Here is a 23,231-nt window from a genome sequence, read left to right as displayed (position 1 = left end):
TAATGGCACTGCAATCCTTAGATATCCGGCGCCTGTCGGCTACCACGGTGACGCCGCCGCAAGCGCGCAGCCCGGTGACGGGCACCGTGGCCAAGCTGATCGATGTGTCGAAGTGCATCGGCTGCAAGGCTTGCCAGACGGCGTGCATGGAATGGAACGACTTGCGCGACGAAGTCGGCGAAAACCATGGCACCTATGACAATCCGACGGACTTGACGCCGCAATCGTGGACGGTGATGCGTTTTGCCGAACACGAAGACAATGACGGCAACCTCGAGTGGCTGATCCGCAAGGATGGCTGCATGCACTGCGAGGACCCGGGCTGCCTGAAGGCGTGCCCGGCGCCGGGCGCCATCGTGCAATACACGAACGGCATCGTCGATTTCCACCAGGAAAACTGCATCGGCTGCGGCTACTGCGTGGCCGGCTGTCCTTTCGACGTGCCCCGCATTTCGAAAAAGGACGACCGCGCCTACAAATGCACGCTGTGCTCGGACCGCGTGGCCGTGGGCCAGGAACCGGCCTGCGTGAAAACCTGTCCGACGGGCGCCATCCTCTTCGGCACCAAGGAAGACATGAAGGTGCATGCGGAAGAGCGCATCGTCGACCTGAAGTCGCGCGGTTTCGACAACGCGGGCCTGTACGATCCGCTGGGCGTGGGCGGCACGCACGTGATGTACGTGCTGCACCATGCCGACAAGCCGAAGCTGTATTCGAACTTGCCGGAACGTCCGCGCATCAGCCCGATGGTGGGCTTCTGGAAGGGTTGGTCCAAGCCGCTGGCAGTCGCCGGCATGGCTGTCACGGCGCTGGCAGGCCTGTTCCATTACACGCGTGTCGGTCCGAACGAAGTGAGCAAGGACGAAGAGCACGAAGCGCTGGAAGAGGCCAAGCGCATCCGGGAGGAACAGCATGAATCACAGTGAACAGCATAGTGAACATCACGATGGCAAGCTGCGCGACAAGGATGGCAATCCCTTGATCGAACGCTACAACCCGAACGAGCGCACGAATCACTGGGTCACCGCCATCACTTTCGTCATGCTGGCCCTGTCCGGCCTGGCCATGTTCCATCCCTCGATGGCGTGGCTGGCGAACCTGTTCGGCGGCGGGCAATGGACGCGCATCTTGCATCCGTTTGCCGGCCTGGTGATGTTTGTCTCGTTCGCGATCCTGGTGGTGCGTTTCTGGCACCACAACAAGTTCGAGGACGGCGACAAGCAGTGGCTCAAGCAAATGGACGACGTGCTCAACAACCGTGAGGAAAAGCTGCCGAAGATCGGCAAATACAATGCCGGCCAGAAGATCCTGTTCTTCGTGTTGCTGGTCAGCATGATCGGCTTGCTGCTGTCGGGCATCGTGATCTGGCGCGCGTATTTCGCGTTCTACTTCCCGATCGACGTAGTGCGCTTTGCCGCCTTGCTGCATGCCGGTTGCGCCTTCGCCATCATCTGCGCCATCATCGTGCATATCTATGCGGCGCTGTGGGTCAAGGGCTCGATCGGCGCCATGGTGCGCGGCACCGTCACCTACGGCTGGGCGCGCAAGCACCATCCGAAGTGGTTTGAGGCGGTCATTCGCAATACAAAAGACTAAGTTCTTGATATTGATGCCACCGGCATGACCCGGGGTCAGTCCCAGGACTGACCCCTTTCTTTTTATCGATTAGAATACTTTTACATCCCCTTTTTTGATGGGAACTCCATTGGTACAACGCATTCTTCAGCCAGGCGAAATCGAAGGCCTGGACCACAACGCGATTCCGCGCCTGCTGCTGCCGCAGCCTGACAGCCTGTTCAAGGCGCGTGCCTTGCGCTTGCGCGAGCTGGCGAAAGGCAATATCAAGGGCATCCCCGTCGACGCGGGCATGCAGGGTTACCTGGTGCTGATGGCCGCGCTGGCCGACGCGCAGGCCGCCGTGGTGGGAAAACTGGCGCCCGGCGCCGTGCCTGCCGCCGACCCCGACGCGCTGCGCCGCGCGATGCAGCACCGCATGCCGGTGCTGCCCGTGAATGGCGCCCGTCCGCCCGTCTGGCGCGACATCTTTGCCAACCTGCTCGATGAATTGGCCGCCACGGCGGCCAGCCAGCCGGCATTATCGGGCGGCCTGACCCAGGTGCTGGCCCAGCTGCGCGCGCTTGATGCATCTGCGCTGGACGCCTGCGCCGATGCCGTGCTCGATGAAAACGGCGACAACCTCAATCCCATGCACGCGCCGTTCGTCGCCGCCGCGCTGCAAATCCTGTGGTCGGTGTCGGCCAGCGAACTGCGCGCCGCGCGCGTGCCGGACCTGGAAACGGGTACCCTGTGTCCTGTCTGCGGTTCGCACCCCGTCGCCAGCGTGATCCGCATCGGCGGCCAGTCGCAAGGTTACCGCTACCTGCACTGCGGCATTTGCGAAAGCGAATGGCATATGGTGCGCGTGAAGTGCTCGACCTGCGAACAGAATGGCAAGATCGCCTACCAGGGCCTGGACGCGGCCGATGCGGCACCGTTCGACCCCGTGGCGGCGAAGGACGACAAATTGCCCAACAAGGCGAATGATCCGAAGAAGGTGGCGCGCGCGGAAACCTGCGACGACTGCCATACCTATCGAAAAGTCTTCAACCAGGAACACGATTACAACGTCGAACCGCTGGCCGACGACCTGGCCAGCCTGATGCTCGACCTGCTGGTGGGCGAAGCGGGCTACCAGCGCGCCAGCGGCAATCCGCTGCTGTGGCTGGGGAAGAACGACAGCGGCGAAGGCCAGCCAGCATGACAACGGGGCAAACCGTGCGCCTGCCGTCGGTAGACCGCATCCTGGGCGACGCGGCTTGCCTGGACCTGATAGCACATTACGGCCGCGTGCAAACCCTGGCCTGCGCGCGCGCCGTGCTGGCCGAACTGCGCACGGCCATGCTGGCCGGCGCAGTGTGCGAGGAGGGCGCATCGATCGCCGCCATCGCCGTGCACATGGCCGAACGGCTGCAGGCGCAAGCGCGCTCGCAGCTGCGCGCCGTGTTCAACCTTACGGGCACCGTGCTGCACACGAATCTGGGCCGCGCGCTGCTGCCCGACGCCGCCGTGCAAGCCGTGGTGGAAGCGCTGCAGTGGCCGATGAACCTGGAATTCGACCTGGAGACGGGCAAGCGCGGCGACCGCGACGACCTGGTCGAGGAATTGCTGCGCGAATTGACGGGCGCCGAAGCGGCCACCGTCGTCAACAACAACGCGGCCGCCGTGCTGCTGATGTTGAACACCCTGGCGCAGGGTAAGGAGGTCGTCGTCTCGCGCGGCGAACTGGTGGAAATCGGCGGCGCCTTCCGCATCCCCGACGTGATGACGCGCGCGGGCGCCGTGCTGCGCGAAGTGGGCAGCACCAACCGCACCCACCTGGCCGATTACGCCAATGGCGTGAATGAAGACACGGCCCTCTTGATGAAGGTCCATTGCAGCAATTACGCCATTACCGGTTTCACGAAAAGCGTGGAACTCGATGAACTGGTGCCGCTGGCGGCAAAACACGGCGTGCCGACGGCCGTGGACCTGGGCAGCGGCACCCTGGTCGACCTGGCGCAATACGGCCTGCCACATGAAACGACGGTGCGCGAAACCATCGAAGCGGGCGCCGACCTGGTGACCTTCAGCGGCGATAAATTGCTGGGCGGGCCCCAGTGCGGCGTCATCGTCGGACGCGCCGATCTGATCGCGAAGATCAAGCGCAACCCCCTGAAACGCGCGCTGCGTGTGGGCAAACTGACCCTGGCGGCATTGGCCCCGGTGCTGCAGCTGTACCGCGCGCCGGACTTGCTGGCCGAACGCCTGACCACCTTGCGCTTGCTGACGCGCCCCGCTTGCGCCATGCGCGCGCAGGCGCAAACCCTGCTGCCGCTGCTGCAAGGCGCGCTGGGCATGCAGTACGTGGTGACGGCCGAAGCCATGCAAAGCCAGATCGGCAGCGGCGCCTTGCCCGTTGACCAGTTGCCCAGCTTTGGCCTGGCCGTCCGTAGCGCACCCGGTTCGCGCCTGAGCAATCCATTGGGCGTGCTGGAACAGCGCCTGCGCGCCTTGCCGTGTCCCGTGATCGGGCGCATCGGCCAAGACACTCTGTGGCTGGACCTGCGCTGCCTGGAAGTGGCGTACGAGACGGCCTTCATCGCGCAGCTCGGCGAGTTGTCCGCATGATCGTCGGCACCGCTGGCCATATCGACCATGGCAAGACGACGCTCACGCGCGCGCTGACGGGCGTACACACGGACCGCCTGAAGGAAGAACAGGCGCGCGGCATCTCGATTGAACTCGGCTATGCCTATCTGCCGCTGGCGAACGGCACGGTGCTGGGCGTGATCGACGTGCCGGGGCACGAAAAATTCATCCGTACCATGGCCTCCGGCGTGACGGGCATCGACTTTGCCCTGCTGGTGGTGGCGGCTGACGACGGCATCATGCCGCAGACGCACGAGCACCTGGCGATCTTGCAGCTGCTGGGCGTGACGCGCGGCGCCGTGGCGCTGACCAAGATCGACCGCGCCGATGGCGCCCGCGTGGCGCAGGTGGAGCTTGAGATCGAGGCGCTGCTGGCCGGCACGCCGCTGGCGGGCAGTCCCATCTTCCCCACGGCCGCCAGCCGCGACAACGATCCCGGCGTGGCCGCCTTGCTGGCGCACCTGACGCAGGTGGCGCGCAGCCTGCCGCAGCGCGATGAACGGCGCTTGTTCCGCCTGGGCGTGGACCGCGTGTTTACCTTGTCGGGACAGGGCACCATCGTCACCGGCACGGCGCTGGCGGGACGCGCGCAGGTGGGTGACATGCTGCAGCTGGCGCCCGGCGGCGCAGGCGCGCGCGTGCGCAGCATCCATGCACAGAACCGCGCAGCCGAGACGGGCATGGCGGGCCAGCGTCTGGCGCTGAACCTGGCCGGCATCGAGCGCGAACGCATCGAACGGGGCAACTGGATCGTCGCGCCCGAGCTGGCGCAGTGTTCCGAACGCCTCGACGTGGAACTGACCTTGCTGCCCGACGCCGGCGTGCAATTGAAAGCCTGGTCGCCGCTGCATGTACACCTGGGCGCGGCGCACCAGCTGGCGCGCGCCGTCATGCTCGATGGCGAAACCCTGTCGCCGGGGCAGACGGGCAGGGTACAACTGGTGTTCGAGTCTCCCATGCACGGCGTGCCGGGCGACCGCTTCGTCGTGCGCAATGCGCAAGCGACGCAGACGGTGGGCGGCGGCATGGTGCTCGACCCGTTCGGCCCCGCGCGCAAGCGCCGCAGCCCGGCCAGGCTGGCCTGGCTGGATGCCCTGGCCGCTTTTGTCGCACAGGGCGATATTGCTGCCCTGCTGGCGCAAAGCCCGCTGGGGCTGCGCGAGTCGCTGCTGGTGCGCCTGTCGCTGCTGCCGGCGAACGCCATCGCGCTGCCGGCCGAGACGCGGCGCATCGCCCTGCGCGGTGGCGACGCCCTGCTGCTGGCGCCGCCGGCGCTGCTGGCGCTGGAACAGCGGGTGCTGGTTGCCCTGGCGGTGTTCCATGCGCGCGCCCCCGACGAGGCTGGGCCGGAACTGTGGCGCCTGAAGCGCATCGTCGATGCGGAGATGGAAGACGCCTTGTGGAGCCATCTGGTCGAAGCCTTGCTGGCGCGCGGCGAGCTCCTGGCGCGCGGCGCCAGCCTGCATCTGCCGACGCACAGCGTGGAACTGACGCCGCAGGAGCAGGCGCTGGCCGAGCCCTTGCTGGCAGCGTTGGAACAGGGGCGCTTCGAGCCGCCGTGGACGCGCGACCTGGCGCGCGACTTCGGCCTGGCCGAGGATGACGCGCGCCGGCTGTTGCGTAAACTTGCCAAGGCAGGGCAGATCAGCCAGGTGGTGCACGACCTGTTTTATCACCAGGCGGCGCTGGCCGAGCTGGCGCAACTGGTACGCACTCTGACCGAAAAAGCGGAGCTGGACGAGAATCTGGCGCCCGGTTCCGGCGCCGTGGGCGCAGCCGCCTTCCGCGATGCCAGTGGTCTGGGCCGCAAGCGGGCGATCCAGGTCTTGGAATTCTTTGACCGCGTCGGTTATACTCGCCGTGTTGGCAATGGGCATCTATTACGTCCGCAAGCGCTGTGGTCCTATACTGCAGCCTTGCCCAACAGCTAAGTACTAGCTCAGGCACCGCGGAAAGCACACTCATCCGGTGATGTGGCCGGGCTTCAAACCCGGTGGAGGGCGTCAGACGTTCTCCCGTAGGTTCGACTCCTACTGTTTTCCGCCACTTACTTTTCCTTCGACCCCTTTCCCTGATGCCGCTCTCATTGCGCTCTCCCGGCGTTGGCTTGTTGCCACGTTGCCGCAGATTCACACTGCAATAGTCGCCATTAAATCAAGACGTTTTCGTTTGATTGGCAGCGCGCATGAAATCAACGAATGCACGCAGCTTTCCGGGCATATGCTCGCGATGTGGATAGTAGAGATGAAAAGCGTCATCCAATGCCCAGTGCTGACTCAGTATCTGCCGCAGCATGCCGCTGGCCAGCTCCTGCTTCGCAAAATCTTCCAGGATGAACGCGATGCCCTGGCCTTGTATTGCAGCGTCGAGCACGGATCGCATTTCGTCAAAGATATTGCGCCCTTGTACCTCGATTTGTACCATCTGACCGCGATCTTCGAACTTCCATTCATACAGCCTCCCGCCGACGCAATAGCGCTGGCGCAGGCAGTTGTGCTTGAGCAGTTCAGCCAGCGTTTGTGGTTCACTGCGCTCGCGGAAATAATCGGGCGCTGCCACCACGATTCTCTTTTGTACTGTTCCCAGTTGTACAGAAATCATGTCATTTTGCAGTTTCCGCCCCATGCGTATGCCGATATCAAAGCCGGCGCTGACGATATCGGTCAGCTGATTATCGAGCGAGATCTCGACATTGATGAGCGGAAATTGTTCCAGGAACGATGCCATGTGCGGCTCGATCAAGATATGGTAGGCGACATAGGATGAACTGACGCGCAACATGCCCGACGGTTGATCCGTCGCGAGCAAAGCTTGTGACAGCGAGTTTCTAATCAAGGCAAGTGCAGGCGCCAATGTCGCGTTCAATGACGCGCCAGCCTCGGTCAAACCGACACTACGTGTGGTGCGATTGAACAGCCGCACATTCAATTGTGCTTCTAAGTTTTTGATTGTGCGTGATACGGCAGTCGGCGTGACGCCTATTTCTGCGGCAGTGCGCGCGAAATTCAAATGCCTTGCGGCGGCCTCAAAGGTCAGCAGACCCGGAAGATACAGCGGCGACGTAGAGATGACGCCTTCAATGCCCTCAACTTGGCCTGAGTGATCAATTATGACTTTTTTGTTCATACAATATCTCAAGTTATGATTATTTACTTCATTATCGCCTATCTGCATACTGATCACATCAAACAAATCAATCCGGCTAGGCAAGCCGTTTTTCGAGAAAAGGAAACCTCATGAAACCCCTCCGCTCCGCTCTCGCCCTTTCCATCGTGGCCCTGGCTCAAGGCAATGTTTTTGCAGCAAGCCTGCCCGGCGTCGAACAGAGCACGGCAAAATTCTTGCAATCCCTTGAAGGCAGCAAACCGCTCGAGACCATGACGCCGGTCGATGCCCGCGCCATGCTGGTGAGCGCGCAAGCTGGCGCCAATATGGCGTTGCCGGCGGCTGACGTCAGCGAGAAGACAATCCACGTCAATGGCAGCGACCTGAAGCTGACCATCGTGCGCCCGGCAGGCAGCAAACAGAAGACCCTGCCCGCGTTCATGTACTTCCATGGTGGCGGGTGGGTGCTTGGCGACTTCCAAACCCACGAGCGGCTGGTGCGCGACCTTGTGGCAGGCTCGGGCGCCGTGGCGGTTTTCGTCAACTATAGTCTGTCGCCGGAGGCGAAATACGGTGTCGCCATCGAGCAAGGCTATGCCGCAACCAAATGGGTGGCCGAGCATGGCAAGGAGATCAACGTGGACGGCAAACGCCTTGCCGTCGCCGGCAACAGCGCGGGCGGAAACATCGCTGCCGTGGTTGCCTTGATGGCCAATGAAAAGGGTGCACCTGCACTGCGTTCGCAAGTATTGCTGTGTCCTGTGACGGATGCAAACTTCGACACGCAGTCATACAAGCAGTTTGCCAACGGCTACTTCCTGACAAAGGACTTGATGGCGTGGTTCTGGGACAATTACACGACGGACGCCAACGCACGCAAGCAGATCTACGCTTCGCCGCTGCAGGCGACGACAGAGCAGCTCAAGGGATTGCCGCCGACACTGATCCAGACTGCCGAATTCGATGTCCTGCGCGATGAAGCCGAAGCTTACGGCCGCAAGCTCGACGCTGCGGGCGTGCATGTGAAATCGGTGCGCTACAACGGCCTGATTCACGATTTCGGGCTGTTGAACGTGAATAGCCATGTGCCAGCGATCCGCAGCGCGATAGCGCAGGCATCGCAAGAGCTCAAGAGCAATCTGGGCAATTAATTTCAAAGGCGAGCAGAACTGGAAGTCGTAGCAGCGGCATAAATCACATAAACAAATCCATCTGCTTACGCCCGACACCTTTCGAGAAAAGAACCATGAGCAAAATATTTGAGCCCCTGAGACTGCGGGGTGTCACCCTGCGCAACCGCTATGCCCTGAGTCCGATGTGCCAGTACACGGCAAAAGACGGCTACGCAAGCGACTACCACGCCGTCCACTACGGCCGTTTCGCGCTGGGAGGCTTCGGCCTGATGATGGTCGAGGCGACCGCCGTCTCGCCAGAAGGACGAATCACGCATGGCGACCTGGGCCTGTGGGAAGACGCGCATATCGTCGGCCTGGCGCGCATCGCTGCCTTTGCCAAGAGCTATGGTGCCACGCCTGGCATCCAGATTGGCCATGCCGGTCCCAAGGCAAGCATCCAGCGCGCGTTTGAAGGCAACGGTCCCTTGAATGACGCGGACGCCGCACGCGGTGAGACCCCTTGGGAAGTGGTGTCGCCCAGCGCGCGTCCGGTGGCCGACGGTTGGCTGCTGCCCACCGCCCTTGATGCAAACGGTATCGCCAAGGTCCGAGCCGATTTTGTTGCTGCGGCCCGCCGCGCGCTGGAGGCAGGTTTCGATGTACTCGAGCTGCACTATGCGCACGGCTTTCTGCTCAACGCTTTCCTCTCACCGCTGACCAATGATCGCACGGATGAATACGGCGGCAGCTTCGAGAACCGCATCCGCTTACCCTTGGCAATCGCCCGCGAAGTGCGCGCGGTCTGGCCGCAGGACAAGCCGCTGTTCGTGCGCCTGTCGGCGGTCGATGGCAGCAGCACTGGCTGGACTATCGGCGACAGCGTCGCTCTGGCCGAAGCCCTGAAGGCGGTCGGTGTCGACGTCATCGACTGCTCATCCGGCGGTTTCGGCGTCTATGAGTACCCGAACGGCTATGCCTTCCAGGTGCCGTTCGCCGCGCAAATCCGCCGCGAAGCCCATATTGGCACCATGGCCGTCGGCATCATCGTCGATCCGGCGCAGGCCGAAGCCATCATCGCTTCCGGCCAGGCCGACCTGGTCGCACTGGGCCATGCGGCGCTGCACGATCCGCACTTCCCCCTGCATGCACAGCAGGCGCTGGGAGCGGCTAACCCGGACGCAGCCTATGCCAACTGGAATATCCAGGCCGGCTGGTGGCTCAACCACCGCGCCAGCAAGTTGACACAGTTGGGTGCATGGTCCCCGGCACCGGCTGCTACCGCGTCCAGCCACAAGGATTGAACCCCATGCCGGCCACGGTGGCCGGTTTTTTAGTAGCAATAACCAGGAGTAACAACATGAGCAAACCGACCTACGTGCAAGACTATCAGGCCATCGTCGAAGTGCTGAACAAGTACAACGATGGCTGCAAGCAAGCCGATAGCAGCATCATGAAACCGGCCTTCAGCGAGCAGGCAACGATGTTCAGCGTTGACGCAGAAGGCAAGCTGGCTGGCGGAGGTATCCACAATCTGTTCGACGGCATCGACACCGCATTCCAACCATCGCCTGAAGCACAGGGGGCAATCGTCAGAGTCGACATCGTCGGCACCGCTGCCAGTGCGCGCATCGACACGAACGATGTTTCTGGCTTCTGCTTCACCGACTTCTTCCACTTGCTGAAAGTGGAAGGCAAGTGGACGGTAGTGAGCAAAATCTTCCACACCCACATTGCACCCTGAACTTCCGGCGTGCATTGTCCAGTCCGCAATGAACATGCATAGCAGATCGGGCCTCCCGCCAGGTCTGCTACCTTCATCAGCAGTTGCAACCATTATCACGAGTGACTACATGAAAAAGACCCTCTTCAAGACCTTGTTGTTCGCTGCAATCATTTCCGGCTTTGGCGCCACTGCTCAAGCCGCAGACCTGCAAAGGGGTCAGCAAGTTGCCAGTAGCACGGCCATCAGCAAACCTGGCTATGTGCAGGATTATCAAGCCATCGCGGAGGTACTGAACAAATACATAGACGGCTGCAAACAGGCTAGCAGTACGGTCATGAAGCCAGCCTTCAGTGAAAAAGCCACCATCTTCAGCGTCGATGCCAAGGGCAAGCTGACTGGCGGCTCGATCCAGGAACTGTTTAAGGCTATCGACAACCCGCCATTTCGCCCCTCACCTGACGCTCAAAGCGTGATCGTCAAAGTCGATATCGTCGGCACCGCTGCCAGTGCGCGCGTCGACTCCAACGATGTCTCGGGTTTCTCGTTCAGCGACTTCTTCCATCTGCTTAAGGTCGATGGCAAGTGGATGATCGTCAGCAAGATATTCCATACCCACGTCGCGCCCTGAGCGCTGCGCATGCGTTGCATAGCGCTCAAGCAAGAGCGTTTGTCGGAAGAAGCCTTACTGCGTACGCAGCAAGCTTGGTCATTTCGCTTAACGTCACGCCATCGCGCACATGAATCGACATACCTTCCAACAAGGTGTTGAGCACGGCCGCCAGCGATTTGACATCGGTCCTGGCGGGCAACTGGCCGTCCTTGATGCCTTTTTTTAGCCGCTTGCTGAAGTGTGCGATGCCTTCTTGCCGCAAGGCCTTGACGGCGTCGAACACTTCGACCGACTCCGCCGACACATTGATGGCGGCCAGCACCACCAGGCAGCCGCAGGGCACTTGTGGCGACAGCAGTATCTCGCCCGATTCTTTGAAGAAGCGGTCAATCGCGCGATGGACGTCCGGCTCGTCGGCCATGCGTGCCCACGGCGCATCCCAGTAGGTACGCTCATAGAAATCGACGGCTTCGAGAAACAGCTTGGCCTTGTTGCCGAAGGCGGCATACAAACTGGGCGGATTGATACCCATGGCCGAGCACAACTCGGCCAGCGAGGCCGGTTCGTAGCCACGGCGCCAGAACACATCGAGTGCGCGCACCAGGGCCTCGGCGCGGTCGAAGCCACGCGGTCGGCCCTTGAGTTTAGTGGTCGATGGAAGATTTTCAGTGCTGGACATCGGGATTACCGCCTCTTTTCAAATCTGCTGCACATAAGACTGCTCGGTGCCGAGTATACCGGCCATCGCCCGGCAACCGCAATGCAAACAGGCCGCCGGATCGGTGACCTTGTCGGCCCACCCCGTGTTGATCACGCCGGGGCTGACAGTGTTGACGCGAATGTCATGCTGGACACCGAGCTCCTTGCGCATCGATTCCGTCATCGCCTGTACAAAAAATTTCGTGGCGCTGTAGACGCCCGCCGCCGGCCCCAGCTGATGACCTGCGACCGAATCCATGTTCAGTATCTGGCCGGACTTTTGCGCCAGCATGAATGGCAGCACGGCGGCGATCGCATTCAGATGGCCCTTGATGTTAACGTTGATCATCTTCTCCCAATCGTCGACTGCCAGGTCGGTCCAGTTGGAGAAGAGCATCAGGCCGGCGTTATTGACGAGAATATCGACCGCGCTGAAACGGTCGTGCGCCGCTTGCGCCAGGGACTTCATCTCGGCTGGACTGGTGACATCGCACACGATGCCGGGCACTAAATGGCGCTAAATTGTTGGCGAATCAGCCGGCGGCCGTTGGCCAGTCGGTGTAGCCCTTGGCGCCGCCGCCGTAGTAGGACTCGTGCGGCGCAATCACCAGTTCAATACCGGACTGCAGGCGGTGCACCAGGTCCGGATTCGAAATAAACAAGCGCCCAAAGGCAACAGCGTCAATCTTGCCTGCCGCGCGGCGCTGTTCCGCCATCGCCAGGTCGTAGTTGTTGTTGCCGATAAACTGGCCGTTGAATTGCGCGCTCAAGGCATCGAGGTCGATACCCTCCGGCACCTCGCGCGAGGTCGCAGTCGCGCCTTCGACGAAATGCAGATACGCCAGGTTAAAGTGGTTCAGCTCACGGATCAGGTAGCCGTACATGGCCATGACGTTGCTGTCCGGCGGCGTATTGCCTGCATCGGGCGTGACCGGCGACAAACGGATGCCGACGCGATCGCTACCCCATATCTCGACGATTGCGGCCGTCACTTCGAGCGTCAGGCGGGCGCGTTTTTCGATGGAACCGCCGTAAGCGTCAGTGCGGTGGTTGGTGGAGTCGCGAAGGAACTGATCTAGTAGATAACTGTTCGCCGAATGCACCTCGACGCCATCGAAGCCGGCACGTTTTGCGTTGCGCGCGGCAATTCTGTACTGCTCGATGATGCCCGGGATCTCGGACGTTTCCAGCGCGCGCGGCATCGATACCGGCACGAAGCCCTCAGCGGTGTAGGTGTTGCCTTCGGCCTGGATGGCGGAAGGCGCTACGGGAGACGCGCCATCCGGCTGCAGAGCAACATTCGAAAAGCGGCCCACGTGCCACAGCTGGCTGACGATCTTGCCGCCGGCCGCATGCACGGCATCGGTGACCTTTTTCCAGCCTGCCACCTGCGCGTCGCTCCAGATACCGGGAGTGGCGGCATAGCCGCGTCCCTGCGGCGAGATATTGCTTGCCTCGGCCACGATCAGGCCGGCACTGGCGCGCTGGGCATAGTACAGCGCATGCATGTCATCGGGGATGCCCTCCTCGCTGTAGCGGCTGCGCGTGACTGGTGCCATCACGATACGGTTGGCAAGTTCGATGGCGCCCATGTTGACGGGCGAAAATAAATCGGTATGGCTGGCGTTATCTTTCATGTGTTTTCCTTGTCTCGACCAGTTCAGGTCGCTAATTGAGTGGCCCGCTTGCGCTGGCCTTTGGTGATATAGGGTGCCCCGGCAATCCTGCAGACACGGCTGAATCGCATTGAATGACATGTTCTGTATCAATCACTATATAATACATACATTCAGTAGCGATTGCTACAGATATATGCCGGCAGCTGCTCTGGCATGCGCCGGTCATCCATTCATCTCCAAGGAGCGATCCATGTCCCAACCCAGCTATGTGCAGGAATACAGCGCCATCGTCGACGTGCTCAATCAGTACAACGAAGGTGGCAAACAGGCCAACAGCAGCATCATGAAGCCCGCCTTCAGCGAGCAGGCCACCATCTTCGGTGTCACTGCGGATGGTGAGCTGACGGGTGGCGCCATTTCGGGCTTGTTCGATGTCATCGGCACGGCATTTCGGCCGTCGCCAGAGGCGCGGGCAGTGATTGCCCGCATCGACATCGTAGGCTCGGCCGCCAGCGCCCGCATCGATACCAATGATATTTCCGGCTTCTGCTTTACCGACTTCTTCAACCTGCTGAAAGTGGCAGGCAAGTGGACAGTGGTGAGCAAGATCTATCACACGCACGCCGCCCTCTGAATCATTTTTTCATTGACCGACAAGGAACCATCATGACCAACAATATCAAGGCAGTAGCCACCAGCCAATACGATGCCGTCATCGCTGTTGCCCAGCAATATGTCGACGGCTTGCGCGCTGGTAGTAGCGAAGGCGTTGCACAAGCCTATCCGCCTGACGCCAGTGAGGGGCCAGGCGAAGACGCTGATCGCCTGGAAGGCCACCTTCGATCTGCGCGAGCCTGATCCGCAGCAGCAGCAATCGGCGGCGATATACACGTTGATCGTCGGCGGGCATCTGAGCTTGCAGTCCTGTCTGGCAGGGCTCGAACTTGGCTGAAGCCAGCGAGGCTTGCGGCGCTGACGCGTTCGCAAGCCTTTTTTCCTCAAGGGCGGGCCATTCCCGCCACCGCCTGTTGCGGCAGCAAAGCTACTTTTTCCCAGCGCGCGATGACCAGCGGCGCGACGGCATTGCCCAGCACATTGAGGGTCGTCGTGCCACTGTCGATGATCCTGAAAATCCCGGCGATCAGGGCCACGCCTTCCAGTGGCAGTCCGGCCGAGGCCAGCGTGGCGGAAAAAATGATGATGGCAAAGCCCGGCACCCCAGCTGCCCCTTTCGACGTCAGCACCATGGTGATCACCAGCATGGCTTGTTGCGTCACCGACAGGTCGATGCCATACAGCTGCGCGATAAAGATGGTCGCCACGCCAAGGAAGATGGCCGCGCCGTCCAGGTTGAAGGCATAGCCGACCGGCACCACGAAGCTGACGATGCGACGTGGCACGCCATAGGCTTCCAGTTTTTCCATCAGTTGCGGCATCACAGCGGCCGACGCTGCGCTGGAAAAGGCCAACAGCAACTCATCCCTGAAATAACGGATCAGCTTGAAGATGTTTTCGCCGATCAAGTAGCAGATGCCGCCCAGCACCACCAGTGCGAACAACAGTAGCGCCAAGTAGACCACGCCGATCAGTTTTACCAGCGGCAACAGCGACGCGAAGCCGAAACTGCAGACGGTCGCCCCTATCATGCCGAATACGCCGATTGGCGCATACGCCATGACGATGCGCACCACCTTGAACATGGTATCGAGTATGCCTTGCAGCACTGCCACCACTGGCGCGCTTCTGGCCTGCGGCAGGGAATTGAGGGACAGGCCGAACAGCACGGCAAAGAACAGGATGGACAGCAATTTGCCTTCCGCCAGGGCCACGAAAATATTCTCAGGGACGATATTTTGCAGGATCACCAGTGCGCCTTTGGGCGGCTCCATCTTCATGGCCGTACCGCCATGGACCATGGAGGAGATATCGGTACCCGTGCCAGGCTGGAACAGATTAGCCAGCAGCAGGCCTACGACGATGGCCAGGCTGGTGATGGCAAAAAAGTAGCCGATGGACTTGATGCCCATGCGCCCGAACGACTTGTTGTCGCCGCCCGCAATGCCCAGCACCATGCAGCAGAACACCAGTGGTACCACCACCATCTTCATCATCTTGATAAAGATATCGCCCAGGGGCTTGAGCACTTGCAAGCTGACCCAGTCCTGGTGCAAGGGATGCGTGTTGAAATACCAGCCGACCAGTATGCCCAGCGCCAGTCCGATGGCGATTTGTACAACCAAAGAAATCCGTTTCATGCCTGTCCCCGTTTTGTTTTATGGCAATTGTGCACGGGCGAAACCCGTGCCACCGGTATTACTTGGCGAACAGCTGGTCGATGTTCTGGAAGGCCTTGAACTCGAGGGCATTACCGCATGGGTCAAACAAAAACATGGTGGCCTGCTCACCCACCTGGCCCTTGAAGCGGATGTACGGTTCGATGACGAACTTGGTGCCGAAGGTTTTCAGGCGCTCGGCCAGGTCTTCCCATTCGCTCCAGCCGAGTACGACGCCGAAGTGCGGCACCGGCACGTCATGTCCATCGACGGGGTTGGAATGCACGTGTTCCTGGGAGGCGGTCTTCGGATGTTCATGGATCACCAGTTGATGGCCGAAGAAGTTGTAGTCCACCCATTGCGTGCTGGAGCGTCCCTCATCCAGGCCGAACACATCGCTGTAGAAGCGGCGCGCTGCCGGCAAGTCGTATACGGGAATGGCAAGGTGGAAAGGTGAAAGGCTCATCGTGAAATCTCCTGTTGGTGTGTGGTCGGCGTCGTGATCCGGCGCGATGCGGGGAAGTCAATGACGCTGCTCAAGTATTGTAGAATCTTGAAATGAAAAAAATAATCAATATATTTTTTCCATAAACACAAATAGGATTGATGAATGATACGAGAGCTCAAGACCCTGGTCTCCGTCGCGCGCGAAGGCACGTTTGCGGCTGCCGGTGACAAGATCGGCCTGACGCAAGCAGCGGTCAGCGCACAGATGCAGCGCCTGCAGGCCGAACTGGGTTTGTCCTTGTTCGACCGCGCGGGGCGCTCCGCGCGGCTCAACAAGATGGGGCATCAGATACGAGCCTGTCAGAAATTTTGTGTGAAAGAAGTCATACGATAAAATTTATCCCTGGAAAGGATACGTATGACCATCGACAAAGCCACACTCGACAAACTGCTTGAGGGCGTAGACCCGCACAACCCACAGTCCATGTTCACCGACGCCGGGCTGTTCGGCCAGTTGAAAAAAGCGCTTGCAGAAAGAATGCTCCAGGCCGAGCTCACGCACCACCTGGAGCAGCAACGCAATAGTCCAGAGCAGACGCGTAATCACCGTAACGGCAGCAGCAAGAAATCGGTGCTAGCCGCCGAAACCAGACTTGAACTCAACATTCCGCGCGACCGCGATGGCAGCTTCGAGCCGCAGCTCGTGGCCAAGCACCAAAGGCGTTTGCCAGGCTTTGACGACAAGGTAATCGCGCTGTACGCGCGCGGCCTGCCGGTGCGCGAAATCCAAGGTCACCTGACCGAGCTGTACGGGCTGGAGGTGTCGCCCGATCTCATTTCCACTATCACTGGCGAGGTGATGGACGAGGTCATCGAATGGCAGAACCGGCCGCTCGAACCCATGTATCCACTGGTCTTCTTTGACGCGCTGCGGGTCAAGATACGCGACGAGGGCACCGTCAAGAACAAGGCGGTGTATCTGGCGCTTGGCGTGCGCGCCGACGGCACCAAGGAGATTTTGGGCATCTGGATCGAGCAGACCGAGGGTGCCAAGTTCTGGCTGCGCGTCATGACCGAATTGAAAAACCGTGGCGTCGAGGATGTGCTGATCGCCGTGGTTGACGGCCTGAAAGGCTTCCCGCAGGCCATCAACGCTGTTTTCCCGCAGGCGCAGGTCCAGACCTGCATCGTGCACCTGATCCGCAATAGCCTGGAATTCGTCGGCTGGAAAGAGCGCAAACTGGTCGCCGCCGAACTGAAAAACATCTACCGCGCCACCACCGAGGACGAGGCGCAGCGGGCCCTTGAGGCGTTCGCCAGCGGCCCCTGGGGGCTGAAGTACCCGACCATCACCGCGATCTGGCGGCGCCAGTGGCAAGAGGTGATTCCCTTCTTCGCGTATCCGATGGAAGTGCGCCGGATTATGTACACAACCAACGCCATCGAAAGCCTCAATATGCAAGTGCGTAAGGTCATCAAGAATCGTGGCCACTTTCCTAACGACGAGGCGGCGACAAAACTGATCTGGCTAGCCTTGCGCAACATCGCGAAAAATTGGAAAATGCCAGCCATCACTTGGCGTGCCGCGAAAAACCAATTCGCCATTCTGTTCGCCGAGCGCTTTACGGCGCACCTGTGACCAACCATTGAAATTAGCTAAATGACTCCGGACACACAAAAATCCTGACACTCCCTCAGATACTGGAGCAGACCCAGGAGTTGTTACGCCTGTACGACAACCTGGGCTCCGCAAGCGCCGGTGCGCCGGCCGCCAAAGTGACCATAGGCGCGATCGCCTCAGTACAGCGTTCCTTCCTGCCGGATGCCTTGGCCGCGCTGCACCAGCAATTGCCCGATTGCCGCACGCGCGTTTTACCTGGGTTGTCAATGGAGTTGTTGAATATGGTCGACGCGGGCGAGATCGACATGGCGCTCATCATTCGCCCACCTTTTGCACTGCAGAGCGACTTGCGCTGGACCACGCTGGCGCGCGAACCGTTCCGTTTGATCGTGCCACGGGACGTGCCTGGTGATGACTGGGTGGAGTTATTGTCGCAGCAGCCTTTTGTCCGTTATGACCGCGCCTCGTTTGGCGGGCGCCAGGTCGATCGCTTTCTGCGGAAAATGCATTTGCCTTTGCGCGAAGTATGCGAAGTCGACGAACTCGATGCGATCATCAAGCTCGTGGCCAATCGCGTTGGCGTTGCTTTGCTGCCACAAACTGCTGCCCACCGGCGTTGGCCGGCTGCAATACGCGTTATCGACCTGGGGCCACACACCTTCCATCGGGATATTGGATTGGTACACCGTTCTCAGGCGAGCCTCAGCGCTCCTGCGCGCATGCTGGTCGATCTGCTGGTAAAACAATGAGAGGAGATTCAAGCTTCACTTCTGACGTAACAGCGGGCCGATGGTAACATTCGCTTGAATCCCCTGTCGCAGATGAAAGCAAGCATGAAACAAGCAAGCATGGCACGGCTGGTGGCAGTGGCGCTGCTGATGCCGGCGCTGGCCGCGGCGGCTGGTCTGCGCATCGTCGGCGAGCACTTGCCGCCATCGAGCATGATGAAAGGCAATGTCGTCGTGGGACGCGAAACGACGAAGGTGCGCGACATCATGGCGCGCGCCGGCATCGCCTACAGCATCGATTTGTTGCCGTGGAAGCGCGCGTACGCGCAGGCGCTGCGCGAAGCCGACACCTGCATCTTTTCCACCAGCCGCACGCAGGAGCGCGAAGCGCAATTTCGCTGGATCGGCCCCCTCAACGAAGCGGAGTGGGTGCTGTATGGCCTGGCCGAGCGGCATCTGACGCTGCGCACGCTAGCCGATGCGCGCGGCCTGGTGATCGGCACGGTGCTGGGCGACGCGCGCGATGACTACCTGCGCCAGCATGGCCTGAACGTGGCGCCCGTGACGCAGGAGTGGCTCAATCCGCAAAAGCTGCTGCTGGGGCGCATCGACCTGTGGGCCGTGGGCATGGCGGTGGGCAGCAAGCCGTTTGCCGGCAAGGAGTGGGAGGGCAAGGTGGAGCCGTTGCTGACCTTTAATCGCGTGCAGACTTACCTGGCCTGTAACCTCAAGGTACCCGAGGCGCAGGTGGCTGCCATGCAGCGCGCCGCTGCCGCCATGCGCCGCGACGGCAGCATGGCGCGCGAACAGCTGCGCTGATGCAGTGCACTGATTCAGCTCTCCAGCCACTGGCGCACGCAGTTGCGTCCTTCACGCTTGGCCTGGTACAGGGCCTGGTCCGCATGGCTGTAGGCCGTCTCGAACGGCGTGCCGGCGCGGTTCCAGCTCAGGCCCACGCTGACGGTGATGGCGCGCGTGATGGGCGCCGCATGGCGCTGGCGGCCGACGCTCTCGCAGATGCGCTGCGCGATTTGCGCCGCCTCGTCGCGCGAAGAGGTGGGCCAGACCACGGAAAACTCTTCACCGCCGACCCGGCCGATGGCCGTCTCCTGTCCCAATAATCCCTTCAGACAGTCGACCACGGCCTGGATCACGCCGTCGCCGGCCGGGTGGCCGAAATCGTCATTGACCTGCTTGAACAGGTCGATGTCGAGCACGATCAGGGCCATGTCGCCCTTCGCCAGGCAGTGCGAGGCATGCTCGATCACGGCGCCGCGGTTCAGGGCGCCCGTCAGCGGGTCGTGCGTGGCGCGGTATTCGAGCTGGCCGGCCAGGGTTTGCAATTGCCGGTTCAGCAAATGCATGTCGCGCTCGGCGCGGTCGCTGCGGCCGATCAGGCGCCGTGTCTCGCGCATCAGCCGTTCGTAGTGATTGATCAATTCACCGAGCACGCGGCGCTGCGCCTCGCCGCTGGCATGGACGTCGGCGTGCATGCGGCGTGCGGCAGCCAGCGCCGCCGCTTCCACGGTGAACAGGTCGGGTTCCAGGCCGGACTCGGAGATGGCGGCGTGCATGCTCTAGCTGCCTCGCACGGGATGGTCGCAGAAATCGAGCGCCGTGAAATCCTGCTGCAGCTCCTGGCCGAACTCCAGGATGGTGTCGTCGTCTTCGTCGTGATACCAGTTCAGGCGCACCTGGTTGCCATCGATGGCCGCCTGGTTCAGGGTGTCGAACAGGGTAAACAGCATCTTCGTGCTGGAGCTGTTGAAGTAGGCCAGCGAGACGTTGACGGTGATGGCGCTCTCGCGGCAGGCGTCCAGGTAGGTGCGCACGGTGGCGATCAGCGGGCCATAGAAGGCAGCCGCGTTTTCCGGATAGGACTCGCCCTTGATCGACAGGGTGTGCTGCTCGAAACGGAAGTCGATTTCGGGCGAGCACGGGGTCGCGGCGATGAACAGTGGTGACGGTAATTGCATATGCTTTCCTGAGTCGGCTCTTTCAAATGATGGCTTTGATGCAGAAGATGGTGAGCCCCGGCTCCTGTAGGTCCTGGACGAATTCGAATTCCAGCGGCTCGCTGGCGTCGCGTGCCATGGTGAGAAAACCCAGGCCGGCACCCTTGCTGTCGGCCGGCGCTTCCTCGCGCAGGGCCTTCTTGTAGGCGAGGCGGATTTCTTCCATCGTCATCGTGTGCAGCGGCTCCAAGCGGGCGCGGATCTGCGCCACGTTGTCCGTCGAGACGGGGTTGGCGCACAGCAGAAAAAAGCTGTCGCCGCGCGTGCCGATGCAAAACGAGCCGCGCCGCATCTGCTGGTCCAGCTGCGCATCGGGCGTCAGGCTGTCGGCGGAATAGTGCATGATGTTTTGCGACATCTCGATGAACGAGGAAAAGATGCGCCGCCGCGTGGGTCCGGCCGCGCCGGCCGTATCGAGGCGCGCCTTGATGGTTTCGGAAATGGCGCTCACCACGTGCTGCGAGAAATAGCCCACGTAAAAAAAGATGATGTTGCGCTTGCGCGCCACATCCCAAAACTCGTTGAATTCTTCGTACAGCACGTCCGTGCTCCTGGCTAGCCGGTGACCCGGTTTCTTGTTGATAAGGTGGTGCGATGGCGCCAAAACTACAGGCGGAAACAGAAAAAGGTCAGGTCGTCGCGGCGCGGCTGCTTGCCTTGCCAGGCGGCGCTGTCCTGCAGCAGCGCCGCCGCCACGTCGCTGGCGGGCGCATCGCGCTGCGCCAGCAGCTGCTCGCGCATGCGCCGCTTGCCGTAGGCGATGTCGCGCGCGCCGCCGATCTGGTCGAGCAAGCCGTCGGTCGTGATGAACAGCAGGCTGCCGGCGGGTATGGCGAGCGTCTCGTTGTGCCAGCAGTAGCTGGGCGGCGTGTCGACATAGCCCACGCCCATGCGCGCGCCGTCGATGGCGCGCACGCTGTCGGCATCCGGCGCGACCACGTACAGCGCCAGTTTCGCCCCCGCGAAACGCAGGCTGGCGCTGGCGTCGTCGTAACACAGGAAGGCGCAATCCATGCCGTCGTTCGAACCGGCGTGGCCAGCGTTGTCGCTGCCGGCGCCATCCTGGCCCAGCAAGGTCTTGATGGAGCGGCTGACGGCGCCGATCAGGGCGGCCGGATCGCGTGGCCCCAGTTCGCGCAGTGCCTGGCTCAGGGCCGACGAGGCGATCAAGGTCATGAAGGCGCCCGGCACGCCATGGCCGGTGCAGTCGGCGATGGCGGCGAACCAGCCGCCCGCGTGGCGCTCGAAGAAGTAAAAATCGCCGCCGACGACGTCGCGCGGCTGCCATTCCAGGTGCGCGTCGGGCAGGGTGGCGCGCAATTCCGCGTCCGATGTGCGCAGCCGGGCGCGCTGGATCACGCTGGCGTAATCGATGCTGTGCATGATTTGCCGGTTCTTTTCCGCCTGCATGGTGGCCACCACGTTCATCAGCTGCAAGCCGAAGCCCACGCCGGCCAGCGCGCCATCCACGGTGATGATGAAGCCGTCGGCCAGCGCCTTTTCGCCCGCTTCCACGGCGCGGAAGGTGAGGTCCTCGATGCTCATGGCGCCATCGACGATCAGCGGTTCCTTGTCCATGAAGGCGATGCAGCTCTTCTTGCCGTACACCTCGTGATAGAAGGGCTTGGACATCTGCGACATGAAGATATTGCGGCTGATCAAGCCGATGGGCTTGTGCTGCTCCGTGACGGGCAGGCTCATCATGTCGCGCCGTTCCGTGAACAGTTCCAGCACGGCGAAATTGCTGGCGTCGGCCTGCACCGATTCCGTGGGTATGCACAGATCAAACGCCACGGAGGTGCGATAACGGGGAAGATGCAATCGAGAAGCGTTGAACTCCACAGCGGCTACCTTTACATGACGAGCTGACCCTTGTTGTCGCGACGGCAAGGCGACTGACAAACAGGCAATATCAGCATGGTAACTGTCGAATGTGACGGCTTGATTACCAGCTTGTCAAAACCGTATGCAAGATGGCTGCATGGCAAGCCGATGGCAAGCCGTTTTCGGCCCTACAGGCGCCGGGCCAGCGCCTGCGCCTGTTCCAGCCAGCGCGCGCGCTGCACTTCGGTGGAATTGAGGATGGGGCCGAAGCTGGCCACCTTGACGGGCTTGACGCCGCAAAATTCCAGCGTCGTCTTGCGCAGCTGGTGGATGCCGGGCATGTGGTAGACCCAGCGGAAATACCAGGGCGGCGTATCCATCGTCACCAGCAGCTGGGCCGTGCGGCCCTTCAGCAGCTGGGCCGGGAAAGCCTTGCCCGGGCGGTACTTGAAGGCAAAGCCGGGCAGGAAGACGCGGTCGACAAAGCCTTTCAGCAGGGCCGGCGCGCCGCCCCACCAGATCGGGTAGGCGAACACCAGGTGTTCGGCCCAGCTGATGGCTTCCTGCGCCGCCAGCAAGTCCGCTTCCAGCGGCTGTACCTGGCGGTAGCCTTCGTGCAGGATGGGGTCGAAGTCCAGCTGGCCCAGGCGCAGTTCGCGCACGCTGTGGCCTGCGCTGCGGGCCGTGGCGGCGTAGGCGTCGGCCAGGGCGGCGCAGAAACTGTCGCTGGACGGGTGTCCGAGGAGAATTAAAATGCGCTTCGGTGTAATTTTGCTCATGTTGCAGGCTTTCCGTTAAAGAACAGCTTGCATGCTAAAGCCTGCCCCTAGTGGCAGAGTCAAGCGGCCGCTGGAAGGTGCTGGCGCGTCAGGCAGTCGCGAATTTCCGTGTCGATGTCGGCCAATTGCGCGTCGAGCTGGCGCAGGCGGGCGAACTCCTGCTGTATCTGGGCGCGCTTGGCGGCGATGTGCTGCGACAGGGCGGCCCAGTCGGTCTCGTCACCGGCCAGGATGGGCAGCAGTTCGGCCAGGCGGAAGCCCAGCGCCTGCGCCTGGCGTATCAGTCTGACTTGCGCCAGGTCTTGCTGCGTGTAGACGCGGTAGGCGCCGGAACGGCGCACGTCGCCCAGCAAGCCCAGCGCTTCATAGTGGCGCAAGGCCTTGGGCGAGGTGCCCGCCAGGCGGGCGATTTCTCCGATGTACATGCTTGTCCCTTGTTGAGCTGCGGCGCACGCAGTGTAGCGCAGGTGGCTTGCCAGGCGCTA

25 protein-coding genes, 1 tRNA gene and 2 pseudogenes are annotated in these 23,231 nt (G+C 61.5%); 16 read left to right on the top strand and 12 right to left on the bottom strand.

All coding sequences use genetic code 11. The features are described from left to right. Positions 1–2 precede the first annotated feature (2 nt). The 6 genes from fdxH (at position 3) to CNX70_RS19930 (ending at position 6,234) form a co-directional block, all read left to right on the top strand. The gene (gene fdxH / locus CNX70_RS19955) at positions 3–926 is read left to right on the top strand and encodes a formate dehydrogenase subunit beta (protein WP_096236408.1); all 924 of its coding nucleotides are present in this window, start codon (positions 3–5) and stop codon (positions 924–926) included. After that, a complete protein-coding gene (locus CNX70_RS19950) occupies positions 913–1,596 on the top strand; it encodes a formate dehydrogenase subunit gamma (RefSeq protein ID WP_208624448.1) in 684 nt (227 codons plus the stop codon). The genes fdxH and CNX70_RS19950 overlap by 14 nt, the downstream gene beginning before the upstream one ends. A 97-nt stretch (positions 1,597–1,693) precedes the next feature. Continuing rightward, complete coding sequence (gene fdhE / locus CNX70_RS19945) at positions 1,694–2,761, top strand: formate dehydrogenase accessory protein FdhE (RefSeq protein WP_167389694.1); 1,068 nt, start codon at positions 1,694–1,696, stop codon at positions 2,759–2,761. Continuing rightward, positions 2,758–4,167, top strand: coding sequence for an L-seryl-tRNA(Sec) selenium transferase (gene selA, locus CNX70_RS19940; protein WP_096236404.1), 1,410 nt, complete (start codon positions 2,758–2,760; stop codon positions 4,165–4,167). Before fdhE ends, selA begins: the two co-directional genes overlap by 4 nt. Beyond that, a complete protein-coding gene (gene selB, locus CNX70_RS19935) occupies positions 4,164–6,119 on the top strand; it encodes a selenocysteine-specific translation elongation factor (protein ID WP_096236402.1) in 1,956 nt (651 codons plus the stop codon). The genes selA and selB overlap by 4 nt, the downstream gene beginning before the upstream one ends. Positions 6,120–6,138: 19 nt before the next feature. Beyond that, positions 6,139–6,234, top strand: a tRNA-Sec gene (locus CNX70_RS19930). A gap of 108 nt (positions 6,235–6,342) precedes the next feature. Here the strand turns inward: CNX70_RS19930 and CNX70_RS19925 are convergent. Next, complete coding sequence (locus tag CNX70_RS19925; RefSeq protein ID WP_096236401.1) at positions 6,343–7,314, bottom strand: LysR family transcriptional regulator; 972 nt, start codon at positions 7,312–7,314, stop codon at positions 6,343–6,345. Positions 7,315–7,424: 110 nt separating this feature from the next. Between CNX70_RS19925 and CNX70_RS19920 the strand changes: the two genes are divergently transcribed. The 4 genes from CNX70_RS19920 to CNX70_RS19905 all read left to right on the top strand — a co-directional run bounded on the left by CNX70_RS19920 (position 7,425) and on the right by CNX70_RS19905 (position 10,759). Further along, positions 7,425–8,444: an alpha/beta hydrolase gene (locus CNX70_RS19920; RefSeq protein WP_096236400.1), complete on the top strand. Its 1,020-nt coding sequence runs from the start codon at positions 7,425–7,427 to the stop codon at positions 8,442–8,444. A 95-nt stretch (positions 8,445–8,539) separates the two neighbouring features. After that, complete coding sequence (locus CNX70_RS19915) at positions 8,540–9,709, top strand: NADH:flavin oxidoreductase/NADH oxidase (protein ID WP_096236399.1); 1,170 nt, start codon at positions 8,540–8,542, stop codon at positions 9,707–9,709. A gap of 56 nt (positions 9,710–9,765) precedes the next feature. Beyond that, positions 9,766–10,149, top strand: coding sequence for a nuclear transport factor 2 family protein (locus CNX70_RS19910; protein WP_096236398.1), 384 nt, complete (start codon positions 9,766–9,768; stop codon positions 10,147–10,149). 109 nt (positions 10,150–10,258) lie between these two features. After that, positions 10,259–10,759, top strand: coding sequence for a nuclear transport factor 2 family protein (locus tag CNX70_RS19905; RefSeq protein WP_244198883.1), 501 nt, complete (start codon positions 10,259–10,261; stop codon positions 10,757–10,759). 25 nt (positions 10,760–10,784) lie between these two features. Here the strand turns inward: CNX70_RS19905 and CNX70_RS19900 are convergent, their stop codons facing one another. From CNX70_RS19900 to CNX70_RS19890, 3 genes are read right to left on the bottom strand one after another with little or no spacing between them, the layout of a single operon-like run. Beyond that, complete coding sequence (locus CNX70_RS19900) at positions 10,785–11,420, bottom strand: TetR/AcrR family transcriptional regulator (protein ID WP_096236396.1); 636 nt, start codon at positions 11,418–11,420, stop codon at positions 10,785–10,787. Positions 11,421–11,438: 18 nt separating this feature from the next. Then, positions 11,439–11,948, bottom strand: a complete 510-nt coding sequence (locus CNX70_RS19895) for an SDR family oxidoreductase (RefSeq protein ID WP_096236394.1) — start codon at positions 11,946–11,948, stop codon at positions 11,439–11,441. A 25-nt stretch (positions 11,949–11,973) separates the two neighbouring features. Continuing rightward, on the bottom strand, positions 11,974–13,077 hold the full coding sequence (locus tag CNX70_RS19890; protein WP_096236392.1) for an alkene reductase: 1,104 nt from the start codon (positions 13,075–13,077) through the stop codon (positions 11,974–11,976). Positions 13,078–13,309: 232 nt separating this feature from the next. Here CNX70_RS19890 and CNX70_RS19885 point away from each other — a divergent pair, with 232 nt between their 5' ends. Together CNX70_RS19885 and CNX70_RS19880 are read left to right on the top strand one after the other, a co-directional pair. Beyond that, on the top strand, positions 13,310–13,693 hold the full coding sequence (locus tag CNX70_RS19885) for a nuclear transport factor 2 family protein (protein ID WP_096236390.1): 384 nt from the start codon (positions 13,310–13,312) through the stop codon (positions 13,691–13,693). A 72-nt stretch (positions 13,694–13,765) separates the two neighbouring features. Continuing rightward, positions 13,766–14,011 carry a hypothetical protein gene (locus tag CNX70_RS19880; protein ID WP_096236388.1) on the top strand — a complete coding sequence of 82 codons (246 nt, stop codon included), beginning with the start codon at positions 13,766–13,768 and terminating at the stop codon, positions 14,009–14,011. A 46-nt stretch (positions 14,012–14,057) separates the two neighbouring features. On the opposite strand, the gene CNX70_RS19875 is transcribed toward CNX70_RS19880, so the two are convergent. Next, on the bottom strand, positions 14,058–15,314 hold the full coding sequence (locus CNX70_RS19875; RefSeq protein ID WP_096236386.1) for a cation:dicarboxylate symporter family transporter: 1,257 nt from the start codon (positions 15,312–15,314) through the stop codon (positions 14,058–14,060). A gap of 58 nt (positions 15,315–15,372) precedes the next feature. Further along, the gene (locus tag CNX70_RS19870) at positions 15,373–15,798 is read right to left on the bottom strand and encodes a VOC family protein (protein ID WP_096236384.1); all 426 of its coding nucleotides are present in this window, start codon (positions 15,796–15,798) and stop codon (positions 15,373–15,375) included. Positions 15,799–15,942: 144 nt separating this feature from the next. On the opposite strand from CNX70_RS19870, the pseudogene CNX70_RS19865 reads away from it, so the two are divergent. The 4 genes and pseudogenes from CNX70_RS19865 to CNX70_RS19850 all read left to right on the top strand — a co-directional run. Then, positions 15,943–16,131: pseudogene (locus CNX70_RS19865) on the top strand (helix-turn-helix domain-containing protein); the annotation flags it as partial. A gap of 66 nt (positions 16,132–16,197) precedes the next feature. Further along, complete coding sequence (locus tag CNX70_RS19860) at positions 16,198–17,418, top strand: IS256 family transposase (protein WP_096236382.1); 1,221 nt, start codon at positions 16,198–16,200, stop codon at positions 17,416–17,418. A gap of 17 nt (positions 17,419–17,435) precedes the next feature. After that, positions 17,436–18,149: pseudogene (locus tag CNX70_RS19855) on the top strand (LysR substrate-binding domain-containing protein); the annotation flags it as partial. 84 nt (positions 18,150–18,233) lie between these two features. Continuing rightward, on the top strand, positions 18,234–18,947 hold the full coding sequence (locus tag CNX70_RS19850; RefSeq protein WP_244198882.1) for a substrate-binding periplasmic protein: 714 nt from the start codon (positions 18,234–18,236) through the stop codon (positions 18,945–18,947). A gap of 14 nt (positions 18,948–18,961) precedes the next feature. Here the strand turns inward: CNX70_RS19850 and CNX70_RS19845 are convergent, their stop codons facing one another. The 6 genes from CNX70_RS19845 to CNX70_RS19820 all read right to left on the bottom strand — a co-directional run bounded on the left by CNX70_RS19845 (position 18,962) and on the right by CNX70_RS19820 (position 23,171). Further along, entirely contained in the window at positions 18,962–19,702 is a 741-nt protein-coding gene (locus CNX70_RS19845; protein ID WP_096236378.1) for a GGDEF domain-containing protein, read from the bottom strand. A 3-nt stretch (positions 19,703–19,705) separates the two neighbouring features. Further along, the gene (locus tag CNX70_RS19840; RefSeq protein WP_096236376.1) at positions 19,706–20,104 is read right to left on the bottom strand and encodes a DUF1987 domain-containing protein; all 399 of its coding nucleotides are present in this window, start codon (positions 20,102–20,104) and stop codon (positions 19,706–19,708) included. A gap of 22 nt (positions 20,105–20,126) precedes the next feature. Then, a complete protein-coding gene (locus CNX70_RS19835; RefSeq protein ID WP_096236374.1) occupies positions 20,127–20,684 on the bottom strand; it encodes a SiaB family protein kinase in 558 nt (185 codons plus the stop codon). A gap of 65 nt (positions 20,685–20,749) precedes the next feature. Beyond that, on the bottom strand, positions 20,750–21,964 hold the full coding sequence (locus CNX70_RS19830; protein ID WP_208624447.1) for a SpoIIE family protein phosphatase: 1,215 nt from the start codon (positions 21,962–21,964) through the stop codon (positions 20,750–20,752). 191 nt (positions 21,965–22,155) lie between these two features. Then, positions 22,156–22,746, bottom strand: coding sequence for an NAD(P)H-dependent oxidoreductase (locus CNX70_RS19825; RefSeq protein WP_167389693.1), 591 nt, complete (start codon positions 22,744–22,746; stop codon positions 22,156–22,158). 59 nt (positions 22,747–22,805) lie between these two features. Continuing rightward, the gene (locus tag CNX70_RS19820; protein ID WP_096236370.1) at positions 22,806–23,171 is read right to left on the bottom strand and encodes a MerR family transcriptional regulator; all 366 of its coding nucleotides are present in this window, start codon (positions 23,169–23,171) and stop codon (positions 22,806–22,808) included. Positions 23,172–23,231 lie beyond the last annotated feature (60 nt).

This window comes from Janthinobacterium svalbardense (assembly GCF_002327145.1).
Classification (GTDB): Bacteria; Pseudomonadota; Gammaproteobacteria; order Burkholderiales; family Burkholderiaceae_D; genus Janthinobacterium; species Janthinobacterium tructae.
The sequence above is the reverse complement of the archived record's forward strand: the minus strand, read 5'-3'. Positions and strand labels throughout refer to the sequence as shown.

Coding starts and splice junctions, on each gene's coding strand:
- fdxH (WP_096236408.1), top strand. CDS start 3: ATGGCACTGCAATCCTTAGATATCCGGCGCCTGTCGGCTACCACGGTG.
- CNX70_RS19950 (WP_208624448.1), top strand. CDS start 913: ATGAATCACAGTGAACAGCATAGTGAACATCACGATGGCAAGCTGCGC.
- fdhE (WP_167389694.1), top strand. CDS start 1,694: ATGGGAACTCCATTGGTACAACGCATTCTTCAGCCAGGCGAAATCGAA.
- selA (WP_096236404.1), top strand. CDS start 2,758: ATGACAACGGGGCAAACCGTGCGCCTGCCGTCGGTAGACCGCATCCTG.
- selB (WP_096236402.1), top strand. CDS start 4,164: ATGATCGTCGGCACCGCTGGCCATATCGACCATGGCAAGACGACGCTC.
- CNX70_RS19925 (WP_096236401.1), bottom strand. CDS start 7,314: ATGAACAAAAAAGTCATAATTGATCACTCAGGCCAAGTTGAGGGCATT.
- CNX70_RS19920 (WP_096236400.1), top strand. CDS start 7,425: ATGAAACCCCTCCGCTCCGCTCTCGCCCTTTCCATCGTGGCCCTGGCT.
- CNX70_RS19915 (WP_096236399.1), top strand. CDS start 8,540: ATGAGCAAAATATTTGAGCCCCTGAGACTGCGGGGTGTCACCCTGCGC.
- CNX70_RS19910 (WP_096236398.1), top strand. CDS start 9,766: ATGAGCAAACCGACCTACGTGCAAGACTATCAGGCCATCGTCGAAGTG.
- CNX70_RS19905 (WP_244198883.1), top strand. CDS start 10,259: ATGAAAAAGACCCTCTTCAAGACCTTGTTGTTCGCTGCAATCATTTCC.
- CNX70_RS19900 (WP_096236396.1), bottom strand. CDS start 11,420: ATGTCCAGCACTGAAAATCTTCCATCGACCACTAAACTCAAGGGCCGA.
- CNX70_RS19890 (WP_096236392.1), bottom strand. CDS start 13,077: ATGAAAGATAACGCCAGCCATACCGATTTATTTTCGCCCGTCAACATG.
- CNX70_RS19885 (WP_096236390.1), top strand. CDS start 13,310: ATGTCCCAACCCAGCTATGTGCAGGAATACAGCGCCATCGTCGACGTG.
- CNX70_RS19880 (WP_096236388.1), top strand. CDS start 13,766: ATGCCGTCATCGCTGTTGCCCAGCAATATGTCGACGGCTTGCGCGCTG.
- CNX70_RS19875 (WP_096236386.1), bottom strand. CDS start 15,314: ATGAAACGGATTTCTTTGGTTGTACAAATCGCCATCGGACTGGCGCTG.
- CNX70_RS19870 (WP_096236384.1), bottom strand. CDS start 15,798: ATGAGCCTTTCACCTTTCCACCTTGCCATTCCCGTATACGACTTGCCG.
- CNX70_RS19860 (WP_096236382.1), top strand. CDS start 16,198: ATGACCATCGACAAAGCCACACTCGACAAACTGCTTGAGGGCGTAGAC.
- CNX70_RS19850 (WP_244198882.1), top strand. CDS start 18,234: ATGAAACAAGCAAGCATGGCACGGCTGGTGGCAGTGGCGCTGCTGATG.
- CNX70_RS19845 (WP_096236378.1), bottom strand. CDS start 19,702: ATGCACGCCGCCATCTCCGAGTCCGGCCTGGAACCCGACCTGTTCACC.
- CNX70_RS19840 (WP_096236376.1), bottom strand. CDS start 20,104: ATGCAATTACCGTCACCACTGTTCATCGCCGCGACCCCGTGCTCGCCC.
- CNX70_RS19825 (WP_167389693.1), bottom strand. CDS start 22,746: ATGAGCAAAATTACACCGAAGCGCATTTTAATTCTCCTCGGACACCCG.
- CNX70_RS19820 (WP_096236370.1), bottom strand. CDS start 23,171: ATGTACATCGGAGAAATCGCCCGCCTGGCGGGCACCTCGCCCAAGGCC.